Here is a 16,581-nt window from a genome sequence, read left to right on the forward strand (position 1 = left end):
GTACGCATTTTTTATTTGATTTCGATTTTACTCCAAAAAGGAAGAGAAACAGATTTGTCGGCGTAAACGTGGCGCACTTCGTAAAAGCCCGGGGCGATAGAAGCGGGTAAAAGATACTCGCCGTAATAAACCGTAATACTGCCGTCACCGTACGAGGGATCATGTTTTACGGCCGCCTTGATCGTGACAATTTGTGCACCATTTTTCAATTGCAGATCGGGTAAAACTTTGTTAGGATCACCGCCACCATACATTCTGGTAATCGCCGGGAAAGGGTTCACAAAGAAGGGCTTACCTCTTGATAAGCTGATTTTCTTGGCAACAAAAAGTGACCGGTCGGCCGTGGGATAATCATTTGCGCCGGTCCAGATCTGACCAACTGATTTTTCATTTTCGTTTTTTGAAATGGTCAGGATAACGCCATTTACAAGAACATCATTTTCATAAACACTGACGGAGTAGTTGCCGCTCACGACGCCAGCTGGGATTATTCCTGATAGTCGACCAGTCTCTTCAAACTTAGCATTCGTTTCATAGGGTTTATCCGTAAATGCATTCTCAATTTTGAGCGTGTACCTGTTTTTTGATGAAAAGCCAATGCCGGAAATGATCACTTCTTCACCCACGCCCGTGGCCCGGAAAAGCGGATAATTTCCCATTTGATAGACTGCCACTTTCTTTTGAGTGATCCTGGTTTTTTCGGCAAGCGTCAAAATTTTATCGCCGTATTTCAAGCTGACGCTAATGTCATCCGAATTGACAAAGGACGCCGTATTGCCAAAATATAAAGCCCCATTATATAAAGAACCGCGATTTTCCTCGCCTGTTTTTTCGTTTTTTAAGATACCAGTCAGTTCGAGCATTTCATCCGGGATAGCAGGTATCGTTCCCATACCGGACGTAATTTCAACTGGCAGGCTCATTATGCCGTCGGGTTCAATTTGCAAATCGCCCTGATTGATGAACGTACCTTTCAGCGGACCATTATGCTTGACGTATATCCTGTATGCTTCCTGCTTTTGGGCGGCAGTACTGACAATAAAATAAAGCGGCGGCCTGCTTCGGAAAGTAAAATCGACCACCTTGGGCGACTCGGCACTATGTTCGGTAGTGAGGAATGCGCCGGGATAAAATTTGAAATTGATGCGAAGCCGATCGGAAGTAAAACCAGCAGGCAATGTGACCTGATATTCATTTGATGCTGAATCAAATGTGATCTTTTCCGCGCCAGGGATTTCAATGTTCTGGATAAAATTTTTGTCTGTAAGCGCGGTGACGATGATTTCTTCGTCTTGTGGTGACGGGTTTTCGTCTTTTTTCTTGCAACCAATAAACGCCAGCACGAATGCCAGCGCGAATAGTAAAGAATTTTTCATGGATAACAGGCTGATGGGTTGAGAATCAGTCGTTAATGTAAGTAAAAAATACTTACGGTTACATCCACTTGCTCAAATATTGGTTGAAGCTTTCCTTATACTGGTCGCTGACTGGAATGGTCGTGGCGGCGATTTGGATGGTGTTGCGGGTTACGGCGCTGATTTTATCCAGATTGACGATAAAGGAGCGGTGCACGCGCATGAATTTGGAAGGGGGTAGTTTTTCTTCCAAAGCTTTTAAACTGGTGAGGGAAAGAACCGGCTTGGGATCCGATTTGAGGTGAACTTTGACGTAATCTTTAAGTCCCTCCGTGTACAAAATATCATCATAAGCGATCCTAACCAGTTGATATTCAACTTTCAGGAACAGATATTCATCTTTGTTTTCTGACGATCCCGCCGACGAAGCTTTTTGCAGTAATTCTGCATAAGCCTGCGCCTTGGATGCAGCACGGAGGAACTCTTCGTAATTAAAGGGTTTTAGGAGATAGTCTATGGCGTCGACCCGAAAGCCGTCTAGTGCGTATTGATTGAATGCGGTTGTAAAAATGATCCTCGGAGCGCGTGTACCTGCTTTTTCGAGTATTCTTGCCAATTCAATTCCTGTCAGATCTGGCATCTGAATGTCCAGGAAGATAACATCAATGTGTTTTGAATTAATCGCCTGCAAAGCTTCTACGGCACTTGAAAACTTGCCGGCAAGATTCAAAAAAGGTGTTTTTTCAATGAAAGCGCAGACCAGGCCCAAAGCAAGCGGCTCATCGTCTACTGCGATACATTCGAGGGCACTCATGCAGTTTCCAGTTCCAGGTGTACTTCAAATTCTTTTTCAGCCTTGTTTTCGTTGACTTCCAGCTGATACTTGCCGGGATAAAGCAGGTCTAGGCGGCGCTGGGTATTGGCCAGGCCTATACCATTGCTTTCGTCCAGAACAGCTCTTTTGTCACTAAACAAAGTGTTTTTCACCTCCACATGAATTTTCTGACCGTTCTGACGGATCTGAATGTCGATGCGGCTGGGTTGCACGGCACTTACACCGTGTTTAAATGCATTTTCAATAAAGGGTAGGAATAGCATTGGGGCAATAGAAACATCGTGCAGCGGGCTCGGCGGATCGAGGTGGACCGTCACTTTATCGGTCAGCCGGAGCTGCATCAACTGTATGTAATCTTGGGCAAAAGCAATTTCCTGGCTTAGCAGCACGGTACCATGCTGGGTTTCATACAACACATACCGCATCATCCGCGAAAGCTTGTGCAAAGCTTCCCGCGCTGCCTCCACGTCGATGACCGTCAGAGCATATATATTATTAAGAGTATTAAAAAAGAAGTGCGGATTGATCTGGGCTTTCAGAAACGACAGCTCGGAGTTGATCTTTTCCCTTTCCAGATTCTGGCGGTACTGCTTGTCCATCTGCGCGCCACGAACTGCTGCAACACTGGTACTTAACCCAATGATCATCAATGCAGTGAGCAGTGCGAAGTTGTCCAGCTTGTCGTGCCGCTTTTTTTCCCCATTTGTCTCCCGCGCCAGTTTAAATGCACGGTCCATTTGTTCGCTGTGGTTGATCTGGATTTTGACCTGTTCCACAGTAAATGCCAGCGCCAGGCCGCAGATCACATTAAGGATAATAAATTGGTAATACCGGTTTTTGGCAAGATATCTTGGAAACCAGATATAATAATTTAGGTAAAAGACGAGGACGAGCAAAGAAAGCAAAACGACTTGCTTCACCCAAAAAGACACAGGAAATACGATTTGCCAGCTTAATGGTTGCCACATCAGGAAAAGAGCGAGAAAACTCCATCCTAAAAGATGCAAAAACAACGGTGGGATCTTTCGAGCAGCGCGCGTATCCATTTAGGAATAAGTTAGTTTGATCGTGCGAACCAAGGCAATATACTAACTGCAATCTTACATGGAAATTGTTAAAACACCTACAAGAGTCGATCAAAGCCGACTAAATACCGACCGTTTCAGGAAGGTAATCTATTAATGAAAAATGCAAAGATGCGTATTGCTATCCTGCGGGTTTTACAGGGGCACAGGTTTTGTAAATGCATTTAAGACAGGCCTTTGAGCAGAGTAAATCGCGGATTTGTCGTGTGAAAGCTGCCTTTGATCGGTACTTCTTCCCTTTTCATCTATTCTGTTTTTATTACAATTTTTAAGGATGTTATTTTGATATTCCAGTAATACATTAATACAACCCAAACCATGAAGCTTAGTTTACATTTGACAATTCTGGCGTTTCTGTCAGTGAGCACAATAACCGCTTTTGCACAGTTCCCCGGCGGTGGAGGAGGCGGCGGCCGCGGAGGTTTTGGCGGCGGTGATCGTGGCGGTGACAGGCAGCGTCCGACGGTGATTCCCGGTACTGCGGAAGACACACCAAAAGGAAATGGAAAGATCAAGGGTATCCTAATTGATTCCGTGAGTAAGAAACCGGTGGAATTTGCCGCGCTTGCATTGGTAGATATCAAAACAAATAACCCGATCGATGGTACTACTACCGACGAAAAGGGGGAGTTCACGATGACGAAAGTGGCGTCCGGCAGCTTTAAGATCCTGATTTCTTTTATCGGTTATAAGACTAAAACAATCAATGACATTAAGATAGACCGCAAAACGGAGCTGGATCTGGGCTCGGTAGCCCTGGCGCCGGATGTGGTTCAGCTGAAAGAAGTGGAGGTAGTGGGCATGGCCCAGCTTGTGGAAGAAAAAGTGGACAGGCTGGTTTATAATGCTGAAAAAGACATTACAAGCAAAGGCGGCGATGCTTCGGACGTAATGAAAAAAGTGCCGATGCTGACAGTGGATCTGGACGGAAATGTTTCTTTAAGAGGTAGTTCCAATGTGCGGGTTTTGATCAACAATAAACCTTCGACGATTATCGCGACCAGCGTGGCGGATGCTTTGCGGCAGATTCCTGCAGATATGATCAAATCGGTGGAGGTAATCACTTCGCCGTCGGCTAAATATGATGCGGAAGGTTCTGCCGGTATCATCAACATTGTAACCAAGAAAAGTACAATTCAGGGCGGAACTTTGAACATTGATTCTGGTATCGGTAACCGCGGTTCCAATTTAGGATTAAGAGGAAATTACCGGGTCGGAAAAATGGGTTTCAGCCTGGGTGGCTTTGGAAGGTTTGGCTATAACATGCCTGGCAAATCTGAAAATGCGCAGATTGGAAAAACGGAGGATTTTTCGGTAAGACAATCTTCTGATTCACATAATAAAAATGCGTTTGGCTCCTACAACCTGGGCTGGGATTATGAAATAGATTCGAAATCTTCGCTTTCTGCCAATGTTCGGTATGGCTTACGTAACCAGCTCACTTCGCAGGGGTTGACTACCATCAACAGCCGTGCGGGTTCCACGCTTTCCACTTTCAGGGATGTGGATACCAAAGATTTGTCGGGAACCTGGGACGTGAATGTGGATTATCTCAAAACCATGAGTAAGCCACAGCAGGAACTGAGCATTTCGACCCAGTTTAGCCGTAACAACCGGACTAACAACTATGTAGCAGACAACTTTTCCATGAGCAGCATGGACGTGCGGGAGTTTTTGAACAACCAATCGAACGATAACAAAAGCCACAACCAGGAAAGCACGATCCAGCTGGATTACCAAACACCTATCAAAGACAACCAGTTGTTGGAAATGGGTGGTAAAGCGATTATGCGTCAGGTAGTTAGCGATTATTTTTACTACAAAGCCAGCGCGCTGGACTCTACTAACAATCTGAACTATGACCAGAATGTAGCGGCCGGTTATCTATCTTATACTTATAGCACCAAAAGCAAGTTTACAATCAAAGTCGGTTCGCGCTACGAGTACACGACGATCAATGCTAACCAGGGTTCGCGTGAGGGAAACAAAGTCGACCTGGCCATTCCTTCTTATGGTAACCTGGTTCCAAGTATCAATATTTCTCAGACTTTCGGTAAAGGTCAGACCATTAAACTGGGCTATAACAGAAGATTACAGCGCCCGGGTATCCAATATCTGAACCCGAACGTAAATGCTTCTAACCCGCAGAACATTTCTTTCGGTAACCCGAACCTAAAACCTGAATTAACCGACCAGATTGAATTGGGTACGAGCTTCTTCAAAGGTACGGTTTACATCAATGTTTCGACTTTCGCAAGATTCACAAACGGTTCTATCGAGAGCATCAGAACAGTAAACTCGAACGGCGTAATCTCCACCACTTTTGGTAACATTGGTCAGAAAAACAATTACGGCGCCAACCTCTTCGGTAACATTACATTGTTCAAAAGATGGCAACTTGGCGGTGGTTTGGATGCCTATTATGTATCACTTTCCAACAACAATGCTGATCCAACATTGCATTACAGCAACAGTGGGGTGGTCGTCAGCGGTCGTATCCGGACAGGACTTACCATCAAAAACGGCTGGGGTTTCCAGGGAGGCGGCTTCCTGAGAGGGCGCGATGTGCAGCTGCAAGGCTACCAGACCGGTTTCAGAATGTATGATTTTGGGGTGAAGAAAGACTTCAAAAACAAGAGAGGGAGCATTGGATTGGGTATGGAAAACTTCTTCGCACCTGCATTCAAACAGAAAACGGTGCTGGAATCTTATACTTTCACGCAGAACAATACCAACCACTTGTATAACAGAGGTTTCCGGGTGAATTTCTCTTATCGCTTAGGTAAAATGACCTTCGTTGAGCAGAAAACACGCCGCAAAAAATCTGTAAACAATGATGATCAGAAAGGTGACAGCGGCGGCGGTATGGATGCAGGTGGCGGCGGTGGTGGCGCCGCTACGCCGGCGGTTACTGTGCCAACAATCCGTCAACAAGGTGGTGGTGGTGGTACAAATGGCGGCGGCGCAAATGGCGGCGGAAGGCCACAAGGCATGAGACCAGTAGGAGCCGACAGTACGGCAAGACCAGCTGGACAAGGCGGAATGCCGATGCGCAATGGTATGCGTGGCGATTCTACCATGAGAAACCCCAACATGCGCCGTGATTCAACCATGCGTCCAGGCAACATGACGCGTCCGGATTCAACCATGCGTCCCGCCTCTACCATGACGCCGGACTCAACAATGAAACGCGACTCAACATTGGTTAAACCTTTGGTAATGCCAGCTGACTCAACAAAACCGGACAGTACTGCAAGACCAACGCTACCAACATTACCAGTAAAACAAGATTCTACTGGTCTTCCGGCAAAACCAGCAACACCAGCGGATTCGCTGCCAAAGAAATAGTGATTTTGATAAATGTTAAAATAAAAGGCCCGAATCAAATCGATTCGGGCCTTTTTGATTTTGCGCTCTTGATGAAATTATAAATGTTGCTTGATCTCTGCCAGTATTCTTTCTGCCCCAGCCGCCAGCAATTCATCTGCCAGCGCCGTCCCCAATTCTTCAGGAAAAGCAGACGATCCACTCTCAGTCCTTCTAATCAGCTCGCTGCCGTCCAGGCTGACGATGCCGCCTGTAATGTTGATGGTATCTTCATGTAATGTTGCCATCGCGAAAACCGGAATGCTGCAGCCGCCTTGTAAGCGTTTCAAAAATGCGCGCTCGGCGAGGAGGCAGGTTGCGGTATGGTCGTGATTTAGAAGGCTTTTTAAGGTTTCTTTTTTGTCTTCAGGCAATGTTAGCGCACATTCAATTGCGACGCTTCCCTGACCGACGGCGGGGGTGAATTCGTCTAGTAATAAATGTTCGGCGATTTTGTCGTCGTATTCCATGCGGTGTACGCCGGCATACGCCAAAAGCAAAGCGTCACATTGTCCTTCTTCCAGTTTTCGAAGCCGCGTTTGCAGGTTTCCCCGCATATCGACAGTTTTGATATGGGGATAAAAATGTTTTAAAATCGCAATGCGACGCGTCGAGGAAGTGCCGACGGTAAAGGATTCGCCGCTTTTTAGTGACAAACTGGTATCGTGGCTGACCAGCACATCATTGGCTTTTTCGCGCTCTGTGAAAGCAATTAATTCAAAATCTTCGTCCAGTTGTGATTGCAGATCCTTGGCGCTGTGCACGGCAATGTCAATACTCCCGTCACGCAGCTGATCTTCTAATTCTTCGGTAAAGACACCCTTACTTCCGATTTTGGACAAAGACCTGTCCAGGATCTTATCTCCTTTGGTTTCAATGGTAACTATCTCGGTTTCCACCCCGCCTTCTTGCAAAAGCGCCTCCACATAATACGCCTGCCAAAGCGCCAGTTTACTCCCGCGGGTTCCTATTTTGATATGCATAAATGAATTTCTTGGTAGTACAGTCAGACAAGCCGATCAATATGCCTGGATCAGTACTTCTGCTGGAATGTGTAACTTTTCGTTGAGCTTTCGTATCATGGCAAGGCTTAATTTTCTCTTGCCAGACAAAATTTCTGATTTGCGGGACCTATATCCTAGTATTTCGGACAACTCCTTTTCAGTCATCCCCAATTGTTCTAGCCGGAATTTTATCGCTTCCAAAGGATTAGGTTTAGGAACCGGGAAATGAATGTTCTCATAATTTTTCACCAAAATCGAGAGAACTTCCAATTCATCCGATTCGGCAGAATCCGGCAAAATATCGGTTTGCATCAGCTGATAAATTCGTTCTAATGATTTATCGTACTGGACGTCATTTTTGATTGGAATTTGCATGTTGAATTTTCAGGACATCAATCTTATCGTATTCTTTATGAGAGCCAAACCACACGATGAAAACAATTTTAAGGCGAAATTCTATGTCAACAACCAGCCGGTATGTGTTGCCGTGGATGTTGAAAACGACCCTTTTATTATTAACAACAGAGGCATTTCCGTATTGCGCTTTCAATTGGTTGGGTGAACTCCATTCTGCATTTTCAGCCTCTTCATACCAGGACAACAATGATTGTTTCGCCGGAGGATAGGCTTCCCAATAAGTTTTTAAAGTTTTAGCAGCAATGATCCGCATACAAAAATAAGAAAATGTTACCAAGATGGTTACATTTAATTGAAATAGATTAAACCCCAACCGTATCCCCTTCGTCCGTCACAATTTTATCTTCAATGTAACTCACAATCAGCGAGGCGATGTCGATGCCGCTGATTTCCTCGATGCCTCGCAGGCCGGGGGAGGAATTAACTTCCATGACCAGCGGGCCGCGATCGGATTGCAGCATATCTACGCCGGCAATTTTGACGCCGAGGGCTTTTGCCGCTGCGATGGCGGTATGTTCTTCTTCTGGGCTTAGTTCAATAATTTGTCCGGCGCCTCCCCGGTGCAGATTTGACCTGAAATCACTTTCGGCTCCCTGCCTTTTCATGGCGGCGATCACTTTATTGCCGATCACAAAAGCGCGAATGTCAGCGCCTTTTGACTCTGCAATGTATTCCTGGATCAAAAAATTCGCGCGCAGACCGTAAAATGCTTCAATCGTCGACTTGGCCGCTTTGATGGTTTCTGCAAGTACGACGCCCACGCCCTGCGTGCCTTCGAGCAATTTGATCACCACCGGCGGGCCGCCCACCAAATGTATGAGCTCGTTGACCTGCGCCGGGTTTTTGGCAAAAACCGTTTTCGGAACATCTACGCCTGATTTGGCGAGTACTTGCATACTTCTCAACTTATCCCGCGATCGCAAAATTGCCTGTGACTTGACAGTTGTAAAAACCTTCATCAGTTCAAGCTGACGTACGACTGCGCAGCCAAAGGAACTGACCGACGTGCCGATTCTTGGGATTGCGGCGTCGAGTTCAGGAATGGATTTGCCTTTGTAAATAATCGACGGTTTCCCGCCTTCGATCATGACGGAACATTTGACGTGGTCAATGACCGTCGGCTCGTGTCCTCGTGATATGATCGCCTCCACCAGCCGCCTCGTTGAATAAAGGTCGGGATTGGTTGATAATACGGCTATTTTCATAGAATGTTGATCAAGTTAATGTCGAGGTATGGATTTACGCATGGCTGTTTTTGGAGCGAACCAATGTGGTATGACGGCGAGCCGAAGACAGGTTTTTTTGTGAAACATCTACTAAAAACCTGTTTTTGAGCAACTTTCGTCCCAGCAGGATCGGGTATTGCATTTTGCGTCGGTTGGCCAGTGAAAATTCAGTCATGATCTTTTTGCCAAATAATGTGATCCTGGTTTTGATCACGTACCGTTTTTCTTCTTTGCCGGAAGAATTTCGGACGACTGTTTCTTTAAAATCAGTCACAATGTAGGATTGCTGCGGGGCTCCTTTTTTTGTGTCCAGAAAAAAATGGAGGCTAGTCTGCTCGCCATCTTTGACCAATTTCACCTTCGCGCAATGTATGGCAGAACTGGTAGCGCCCGAGTCGATGCGGACGGGCACATTGTACCAGCCCAGCTCGGGCAAATCCACAATATCGGTCGCTCCGATCACTTGCAGGGCGTTTTTCATCTGCGTTGGAAAAAGTGGGCAAATGTGAGGGAGAGATCGAGGAAAACCATTTTTGCCCTGACGTTACGCTCAATGTGATAACAGGCTGTGTTGACCTCATCCACCATTTTTTCGAGCGATCCAGAAGTTACTGCTTTGGAAAAATTCTGCACGAAAGTAAGCTCTTCATCCGGAACCCGCAACAATTCCCCGGCGCCGTGGACCCACAGTAACATATCCCTAAAAAGTCGCAGCGCATATTCCAGCGTACCTTTTTGCTTTTCCTTGCTCATGACATCATAATTGTCCGCGAGCTTTACCAAATGTGCGAGGTCATACCTGTAACAAGATCGCATCCAGGCAGCAAACCAGGCCGAGCGGTCGTCTTCGGTTTCGTGAACGAGTTGTAATGCTTCGGAAAGATTTCCGTCACACAAAAAGGCAATCTGGCTGGCGGCAGCAACAGCTACGTTGTGTTCGTTCAGAAAATGCCGCACATCCTTATCCGAAAATGCAGGGATCGTGACGCGCTGCGTCCTGGAAATAATGGTTGTAATTAATTTGTCGGACTGATCGCTGACCAGGAGAAAAAGCGTTTTTTCCGGTGGTTCTTCCAGGATTTTCAAAATTGCATTGGAAGACGCGGCATTCATAATGTCAGGCTTCCAGATCAGCAAAATCTTGTATTCGCCTTCATAAGCCTTAACCGACAGTTTTTTCAAAATACCCCGCGCTTCTTCCACGGAAATGTTGCCCTGCTTGTTTTCAGCGCTGATATGGTCGAGCCACTCGGGTAAAACGCGGTATGGATTTTCAAGTAAAAATGACCGCCAGAGTGGCAGAAAGGCTTCGCTGGTTTTCCCGTCGAGCTTTTTTGAAGTGGCTATCGGGAAAATAAAATGCATATCCGGGTGGATCAGCTTGCTCATTTTTGAGCAGGAAGCGCACACACCGCAAGCATCGTCCTCTTGCCTGTTTTCGCAGTTGATATATGTTGCAAATGCCAGCGCCAGCGACAATCCGCCCCCGCCCGCAGGATAATCAAAAAGTAATGCATGCGCCAGGTGACTATTCTGCACCGACCGCCGGAGCGTCGATTTGATATGGTCCTGTCCCGGAATATCTTTGAAAAGCACGATGTGGGTCTAGTTTTTTGCTTTGTCCGATTTTAAATCGATCGCTGCATTTGCGTTTGTTCAAATATATGATGGAGAATTTTCTCGTCTGTTTCGCCAAAATCAACATTACGGCGGACCACCGTATCTGCTGCCACGTGCAATGCTTTTTGAAAACGGTATTCCGAAATTCCTTCCGCCGCCCCGCCCCATGAAAACGAGGGAATGTGTTTATCCTGAAATCCCGCGCCAAACACATTCACACTTACGCCAACAACCGTCCCGGTGTTGAACATCGTCGAAATTCCGGCTTTGGAATAATCGCCCATGATCAGGCCGCAGTTTTGCAGGCCGGTATTTTTCAGTTTGTTGGTGGCATAGCTGTGCAATTTTACGGGGCTAAGGTCATTTTTCAGGTTCGAATTATTGGTATTCGCCCCGAGATTGCACCATTCTCCTAGCACCGAATTTCCAAGATATCCGTCGTGACCTTTGTTGCTGTAACCCAAAATCACAATGTTGCTCACTTCCCCGCCGACTTTACAAAATGGTCCGATCGTGGTATTGGGCCTGATCTTCGCACCTTGCGCCAGGACGGAACCTTCGCCAATAAAAAATGGTCCCTGTACCATCGAGCCTTCCTGTATCAAAGCATCGCGGCTAATGTAGATTGGCCCATTTTCAGCATTTAAAATAGACGCTTTAATAACAACACCTTCCTCGATAAAGATATTTTCCTTATTGTAACAATGTGTAAAAGGGTCGGTTATAGACGCGGATTTTTTGTTCAAAGTCAGTCTCTCAAAGTCAGCTTTAATTTGCGCCGCGTTAAAAGAAAAAATGTGCCAGACTTCACGGATCAATGTTGGAATACCAGGATAATGTACCGGTTTAAATCCTTTAATGCCGTCCTCGGTTTTCCAAGATTTACCAGTGCGCAGCGCCAGCAACACGCCATCTGCCGAAAAGAGCGCTGATTCTTTTTCCAGATCGGTAATTGATTTTAAAATGTCCTGATCCGGGCACAAGCTTCCGTTAATTAAAAGATTATCAGAAGAATAATTGACAGGAAACTTGGTGCTAAGGTATGTTTCAGTCAGGTAAGAAACCGGTGAATCCAGGACTGAGGACCACTTTTCGGAGATCGTCTGTATGCCGCAGCGAAGTTCGGCGACGGGCCGGGTGTATGTCAATGGTAAAAGTTGCGGACGAAATATCGGATCATCAAAGAGAATGACGGCAGGCATAATGGTTCAAGTATGTGTGGTCAAAGGTCGGTCATTTTATTGGATGGGGCAAAAAAAGAAGCAGTCTCCTGCACATTTGCGCGGAGACTGCTTCTTTCTAATTTCAAAAAGCGATTAAACTTCTTTCGTTCCGTAACGTTTTCTGAATTTATCAACACGTCCGGCAGTATCCACAAGCACATTTTTACCAGTGTAAAAAGGATGTGACTGTGAAGAAACCTCGACTTTGTAAACCGGATAAGACTTACCGTCTTCCCAGGTAATGTTCTCGCTGGTTTCTATGGTAGAACGTGTTATGAATTTGAAATCGCTTGATAGATCCCAGAAAACGACTTCTCTGTAGTTGGGATGAATATCTTTTTTCATTGGTATATGCTATTATATGTTCGATGCTATTCTCAAAAAGGATTGCAAAAGTAAAAATTCTTCTTCTGTAAACCAAGAAGTGGAGCTGTATCTTTTTTAATATTAACCTGATACAGACCAAAGCTATACTTCGCTAAGCTGCTGTTTGAGAACCTCAATCCCTTTTTTTGCCTCTTTATCAAAATCATTATACACGAAACATTCGATAGAAAGCCCACCTTTATAATTGATTTTTTTCAGCGCGCCGAGGTAAGCGCGAAAATCATCTCCTTTTACGCCGGGAGGTGTGCGGCTTTCTTTTTCGGCAATGTGGCAGTGCACAATGTGCTTACCGTATTTCACGATTTCCGTCGCAGGCTCGTCTTCTTTCAGCATATGATAAATGTCACAAAGCAGCTTCACCCGTGGACTTTTCACGGCATCGACGATCTCGACACCCTCGGACAGACTGTTAATAAAATTGGTTTCACCCCGGTTCAAAGGCTCCACGGCGATCGTCACCCCATACTTTTCCGCCAGCGGTGCCATTTTTCTGGTGAGGTCAATGTGCTGTGATTTTGCGACCGCCCGGTCGAATCCTTCGGGAATCACGCGGGAGGCGCCGCTGCCGAACACGATATATTGCGAGCCACATTCTTTTGCCCTTTTTAGCACCAGTTCGGTTCGCTGAAGTATTGCTTCGTGATTGGCGTCCGGGCCTAATGTTTTGAGACTTCCCGGCAGGAGGATCACGTAAGATTTGATCGGGAAATTTTCCGATTTGAGTTGCTGAAGGTTTTTCTCATACTGCTGGTCACCGTCGGCTGGCAGCAAAAAGCCTGAAACCGACTCCTCTATATAAGTACATCCCGATTCCTTCAAAAAATGCGCTTTATTATACCCCGCATACACGCCTAGTGGGATAGAATACTGGGGTTTGTTGTGGTCAGAACCGAATAAATCAGGCGCAACGCTGCTCGCTGCCAATCCAGCTAAAATCCCGGAGGAGCTTTTGATAAAATTTCTCCTGCCGGAATGTTCATTTTTGTCAATCATAGGAATAGTTTTTTATTCAATGTTTAAAATTATCTAACAGAAATTTTTGAGGGCCAAGAAAAAAAGTTTACAAATTTTATTTTTGATCTCAAATTTTATTTGTCCTAAGTGTCTGATTTTCAATTCAAATATTTTACTACTAATGGTTTCCCTTTGTAGCTAGCCAGAAAAAAGTTTACAAATTTTTGAATTTATTTTTCCGTAAAATTTTTTGAAGAAAATATTTAGATCGATGATTTTGTAAATGACTAACCCTTAGAACCTTAACAATTCCTTAATTTGTGTTATCCCTTTAGAGCCTTTTTTAACCCTCAAAACCGGTTGCGATTCCCGATAATTTAATGTTACTTCAAGAGATTTTCCGAATCACCTCCGAGTACAATTCTTTGTTATTAACATCACCAACTTCCTAATAAACAACATATCGTTATGTCAATGTACGTAATAAAGCGTGACGGCCGCCGCGAGTCTGTAAAGTTCGACAAAGTGACAGCCCGCATCGAAAAACTCAGCTATGGCCTGGACACCAACTACATCCAGCCGATAGAAGTGGCCAAAAAAGTAGTATCCGGTATTTACGACGGTGTTACCACTGCTGAGCTGGACAACCTCGCTGCCGAAACCGCGGCGTCCATGACAACCAAACACCCCGATTATGCGATTCTTGCTGCTCGGGTAGCTATTTCAAACCTTCATAAAAACACATTGAAGTCGTTTTCGGCGACAATGAAGCGTCTTTATACTTATATAGATTCCAAAACCGGTGAAAATGCATCGCTGATTTCAAAGGAAGTTTATGAGGTAATCCGTCAAAACGCTTCTCTTTTTGACTCGACGATCATTTATGACCGGGACTATGCTTATGACTATTTCGGCTATAAAACACTCGAAAAATCATATTTACTGAAAGTTGACGGTAAAATTGTAGAGCGCCCGCAGCATATGTTGATGCGCGTTGCGGTGGGAATTCACCAGGAGGATATTCAGTCGGCGATTGAAACATATCATTTGCTTTCGGAAAAGTGGTTTACGCACGCCACACCAACATTATTCAATGCTGGAACACCAAAACCACAAATGTCTTCCTGCTTTCTTTTGACAATGAAAGAGGATAGCATTAATGGTATTTACGACACACTCAAAAATTGCGCATTGATTTCTCAGTCTGCCGGCGGGATTGGTCTGAGCATTCACGACGTCCGCGCGACGGGTTCTTATATTAAAGGTACCAATGGTCAGTCCAATGGTATCGTACCGATGCTCCGCGTGTTCAATGATACGGCAAGATATGTGGATCAGGGAGGTGGAAAGCGCAAAGGTTCTTTTGCTATATATATGGAACCTTGGCACGCCGATATTTTTGACTTTCTGGATTTGAAGAAAAACCACGGAAAAGAGGAGCAGCGTGCACGTGACCTTTTCTATGCCTTGTGGATCCCGGATTTGTTCATGAAGCGCGTGGAGGCGAATGATACCTGGTCCTTATTCTGTCCGCACGAATGTCCGGGCTTGTCTGATACGCACAGCGCGGATTTCGAAAAACTGTACGAACAATATGAGCTGGAAGGCCGGGCGCGTAAAACGATTAAGGCGCAGGATCTTTGGTTTGCAATTATGGAATCGCAGATTGAGACTGGTACACCTTATATGTTGTATAAAGATCACGCGAACAGTAAATCCAACCAGCAAAATCTGGGTACGATCAAGTCGTCGAACCTTTGTACAGAAATTATCGAGTATACCGCGCCTGATGAAGTAGCGGTTTGTAACCTGGCATCTATCGCTTTGCCAAAGTTCGTGGAGCAAATGCCTAATGGTTTGATGCGCTTCGACCATCAGAAATTGTATGAGATCACGAAAGTGATTACCCGCAACCTGAACAAGATCATTGACCTGAATTACTATCCTGTTCCCGAAGCTGAAAAAAGTAATAAGAGACACCGTCCGATCGGGATTGGAGTACAAGGATTGGCAGATGCTTTCTGCATGATGCGCATGCCTTTCGACTCGGACGAAGCGCGTCAGCTGAATAAAGATATTTTCGAGACGATTTATTTCGGCTCAATGGAAGCGTCCATGGAATTGGCAACGCAACTTGGTCCTTATGAGAGCTGGGCAGGCAGTCCGATTTCAAAAGGAGTGTTCCAATTCGATATGTGGGGCGTGACGCCAAGCAGCAGGCGCTGGGATTGGGATAAGTTGAGAAAGGATGTGGTGAAGTTTGGCGTGCGTAATTCTCTTTTACTTGCTCCAATGCCGACGGCATCTACCAGCCAGATTCTGGGTAATAATGAATGCTTTGAACCATTTACCTCTAATATCTATGTAAGACGGGTTCTTTCGGGTGAATTTGTGGTAGTTAATAAGTATTTGTTAAAAGACTTGGTACGCCTCGGACTTTGGAATGAAGAGATGAAAAATAACCTGGTTCGGGCAAGCGGCTCGGTTCAGCCAATTCCAAACATTCCTCAGAATATTAAGGATTTGTATAAAACAGCTTGGGAGATCAAGCAGCGCAGCTTGCTGGATATGTCGGCGGATCGCGGTGCATACATTTGCCAGTCACAGTCACTGAATATATTCATGGAAGAGGCAAACTTCGGTAAGTTGACGTCCATGCACTTCTACGCCTGGAAAAAGGGCTTGAAAACGGGCATGTACTACCTGCGTACCCGCGCAGCCTCCGATCCGGTGCAATTTACTGTCAGCAAGCAGGCGGAAGTTCAATTGGAGCCGGCTACCATGGTCGTATCCGAAAAGGCGCTCGATTACGTACAGTACGCGGAATCTCATGCAAAGCCGATGGTGAAAAAAGATAACCTGGCGGACATGCAGTGTTCGCTGGATAATCCCGAAGGTTGCGAGGCTTGCGGGAGTTAGTCTAAGTCAGTTTTAGAATTTTGGATGGCGTGTACTTAGTACGCGCCATTTTTTTTTGTAAAATTTTTTAAAATGTATTTTTTTGAAAATCAGTAAGTTGAGCTGTACTCCGAAAAAATCTTTAAAAATATTTGCGGCTGGTGCTTGCTATTATAGAATTGATGGTGCACTTTTGCACTCCCAATCGGGA

14 protein-coding genes are annotated in these 16,581 nt (G+C 45.4%); 2 read left to right on the forward strand and 12 right to left on the reverse strand.

Translation table 11 applies throughout. From position 1 onward, the window contains the following. Positions 1 to 11 precede the first annotated feature (11 nt). The 3 genes from FEN17_RS26310 to FEN17_RS26320 are packed head-to-tail and all read right to left on the reverse strand — an operon-like array spanning position 12 to position 3,158. Positions 12 to 1,376 carry a hypothetical protein gene (locus FEN17_RS26310; RefSeq protein ID WP_138368383.1) on the reverse strand — a complete coding sequence of 455 codons (1,365 nt, stop codon included), beginning with the start codon at positions 1,374 to 1,376 and terminating at the stop codon, positions 12 to 14. A gap of 58 nt (positions 1,377 to 1,434) precedes the next feature. Next, positions 1,435 to 2,169 (reverse strand): LytR/AlgR family response regulator transcription factor, encoded by a 735-nt coding sequence (locus FEN17_RS26315; protein WP_138368384.1) that lies wholly within the window; start codon positions 2,167 to 2,169, stop codon positions 1,435 to 1,437. Further along, positions 2,166 to 3,158, reverse strand: a complete 993-nt coding sequence (locus tag FEN17_RS26320; RefSeq protein WP_229209002.1) for a sensor histidine kinase — start codon at positions 3,156 to 3,158, stop codon at positions 2,166 to 2,168. The genes FEN17_RS26315 and FEN17_RS26320 overlap by 4 nt, the downstream gene beginning before the upstream one ends. Positions 3,159 to 3,593: 435 nt before the next feature. Between FEN17_RS26320 and FEN17_RS26325 the strand changes: the two genes are divergently transcribed. Continuing rightward, positions 3,594 to 6,623 (forward strand): TonB-dependent receptor, encoded by a 3,030-nt coding sequence (locus FEN17_RS26325; RefSeq protein WP_138368386.1) that lies wholly within the window; start codon positions 3,594 to 3,596, stop codon positions 6,621 to 6,623. A gap of 77 nt (positions 6,624 to 6,700) precedes the next feature. On the opposite strand, the gene hemC is transcribed toward FEN17_RS26325, so the two are convergent. The 9 genes from hemC to FEN17_RS26370 form a co-directional block, all read right to left on the reverse strand. Further along, positions 6,701 to 7,624 (reverse strand): hydroxymethylbilane synthase, encoded by a 924-nt coding sequence (gene hemC, locus FEN17_RS26330; RefSeq protein WP_138368387.1) that lies wholly within the window; start codon positions 7,622 to 7,624, stop codon positions 6,701 to 6,703. A gap of 36 nt (positions 7,625 to 7,660) precedes the next feature. Beyond that, positions 7,661 to 8,020, reverse strand: coding sequence for a helix-turn-helix domain-containing protein (locus FEN17_RS26335; protein ID WP_138368388.1), 360 nt, complete (start codon positions 8,018 to 8,020; stop codon positions 7,661 to 7,663). After that, complete coding sequence (locus FEN17_RS26340) at positions 7,998 to 8,339, reverse strand: type II toxin-antitoxin system HigB family toxin (RefSeq protein WP_229209003.1); 342 nt, start codon at positions 8,337 to 8,339, stop codon at positions 7,998 to 8,000. Before FEN17_RS26340 ends, FEN17_RS26335 begins: the two co-directional genes overlap by 23 nt. A 25-nt stretch (positions 8,340 to 8,364) precedes the next feature. Further along, complete coding sequence (rimK, locus tag FEN17_RS26345) at positions 8,365 to 9,267, reverse strand: 30S ribosomal protein S6--L-glutamate ligase (protein WP_138368390.1); 903 nt, start codon at positions 9,265 to 9,267, stop codon at positions 8,365 to 8,367. A gap of 34 nt (positions 9,268 to 9,301) precedes the next feature. Next, entirely contained in the window at positions 9,302 to 9,769 is a 468-nt protein-coding gene (locus FEN17_RS26350) for an ATP-dependent zinc protease family protein (RefSeq protein WP_138368391.1), read from the reverse strand. After that, positions 9,766 to 10,884: a DNA polymerase III subunit gene (locus tag FEN17_RS26355; RefSeq protein WP_138368392.1), complete on the reverse strand. Its 1,119-nt coding sequence runs from the start codon at positions 10,882 to 10,884 to the stop codon at positions 9,766 to 9,768. Before FEN17_RS26355 ends, FEN17_RS26350 begins: the two co-directional genes overlap by 4 nt. Positions 10,885 to 10,916: 32 nt before the next feature. Continuing rightward, on the reverse strand, positions 10,917 to 12,110 hold the full coding sequence (locus FEN17_RS26360; RefSeq protein ID WP_138368393.1) for a putative sugar nucleotidyl transferase: 1,194 nt from the start codon (positions 12,108 to 12,110) through the stop codon (positions 10,917 to 10,919). Positions 12,111 to 12,224: 114 nt separating this feature from the next. Continuing rightward, positions 12,225 to 12,476, reverse strand: a complete 252-nt coding sequence (locus FEN17_RS26365) for a type B 50S ribosomal protein L31 (protein WP_138368394.1) — start codon at positions 12,474 to 12,476, stop codon at positions 12,225 to 12,227. 123 nt (positions 12,477 to 12,599) lie between these two features. Then, the gene (locus FEN17_RS26370; protein ID WP_138368395.1) at positions 12,600 to 13,511 is read right to left on the reverse strand and encodes a sugar phosphate isomerase/epimerase family protein; all 912 of its coding nucleotides are present in this window, start codon (positions 13,509 to 13,511) and stop codon (positions 12,600 to 12,602) included. Positions 13,512 to 13,946: 435 nt separating this feature from the next. Between FEN17_RS26370 and FEN17_RS26375 the strand changes: the two genes are divergently transcribed. Beyond that, positions 13,947 to 16,391: a ribonucleoside-diphosphate reductase subunit alpha gene (locus FEN17_RS26375; RefSeq protein WP_138368430.1), complete on the forward strand. Its 2,445-nt coding sequence runs from the start codon at positions 13,947 to 13,949 to the stop codon at positions 16,389 to 16,391. Positions 16,392 to 16,581: the final 190 nt, after the last annotated feature.

The sequence above is a fragment of the Dyadobacter luticola genome, from assembly GCF_005860805.1.
Taxonomy (GTDB): domain Bacteria; phylum Bacteroidota; class Bacteroidia; order Cytophagales; family Spirosomataceae; genus Dyadobacter; species Dyadobacter luticola.

What these genes read in the sequence shown, in the direction of transcription:
- FEN17_RS26365 (WP_138368394.1), bottom strand. Translation starts at nt 12,476, where the DNA reads ATGAAAAAAGATATTCATCCCAACTACAGAGAAGTCGTTTTCTGGGAT.
- hemC (WP_138368387.1), bottom strand. Translation starts at nt 7,624, where the DNA reads ATGCATATCAAAATAGGAACCCGCGGGAGTAAACTGGCGCTTTGGCAG.
- rimK (WP_138368390.1), bottom strand. Translation starts at nt 9,267, where the DNA reads ATGAAAATAGCCGTATTATCAACCAATCCCGACCTTTATTCAACGAGG.
- FEN17_RS26320 (WP_229209002.1), bottom strand. Translation starts at nt 3,158, where the DNA reads ATGTGGCAACCATTAAGCTGGCAAATCGTATTTCCTGTGTCTTTTTGG.
- FEN17_RS26375 (WP_138368430.1), top strand. Translation starts at nt 13,947, where the DNA reads ATGTACGTAATAAAGCGTGACGGCCGCCGCGAGTCTGTAAAGTTCGAC.
- FEN17_RS26350 (WP_138368391.1), bottom strand. Translation starts at nt 9,769, where the DNA reads ATGAAAAACGCCCTGCAAGTGATCGGAGCGACCGATATTGTGGATTTG.
- FEN17_RS26315 (WP_138368384.1), bottom strand. Translation starts at nt 2,169, where the DNA reads ATGAGTGCCCTCGAATGTATCGCAGTAGACGATGAGCCGCTTGCTTTG.
- FEN17_RS26370 (WP_138368395.1), bottom strand. Translation starts at nt 13,511, where the DNA reads ATGATTGACAAAAATGAACATTCCGGCAGGAGAAATTTTATCAAAAGC.
- FEN17_RS26325 (WP_138368386.1), top strand. Translation starts at nt 3,594, where the DNA reads ATGAAGCTTAGTTTACATTTGACAATTCTGGCGTTTCTGTCAGTGAGC.
- FEN17_RS26335 (WP_138368388.1), bottom strand. Translation starts at nt 8,020, where the DNA reads ATGCAAATTCCAATCAAAAATGACGTCCAGTACGATAAATCATTAGAA.
- FEN17_RS26310 (WP_138368383.1), bottom strand. Translation starts at nt 1,376, where the DNA reads ATGAAAAATTCTTTACTATTCGCGCTGGCATTCGTGCTGGCGTTTATT.
- FEN17_RS26360 (WP_138368393.1), bottom strand. Translation starts at nt 12,110, where the DNA reads ATGCCTGCCGTCATTCTCTTTGATGATCCGATATTTCGTCCGCAACTT.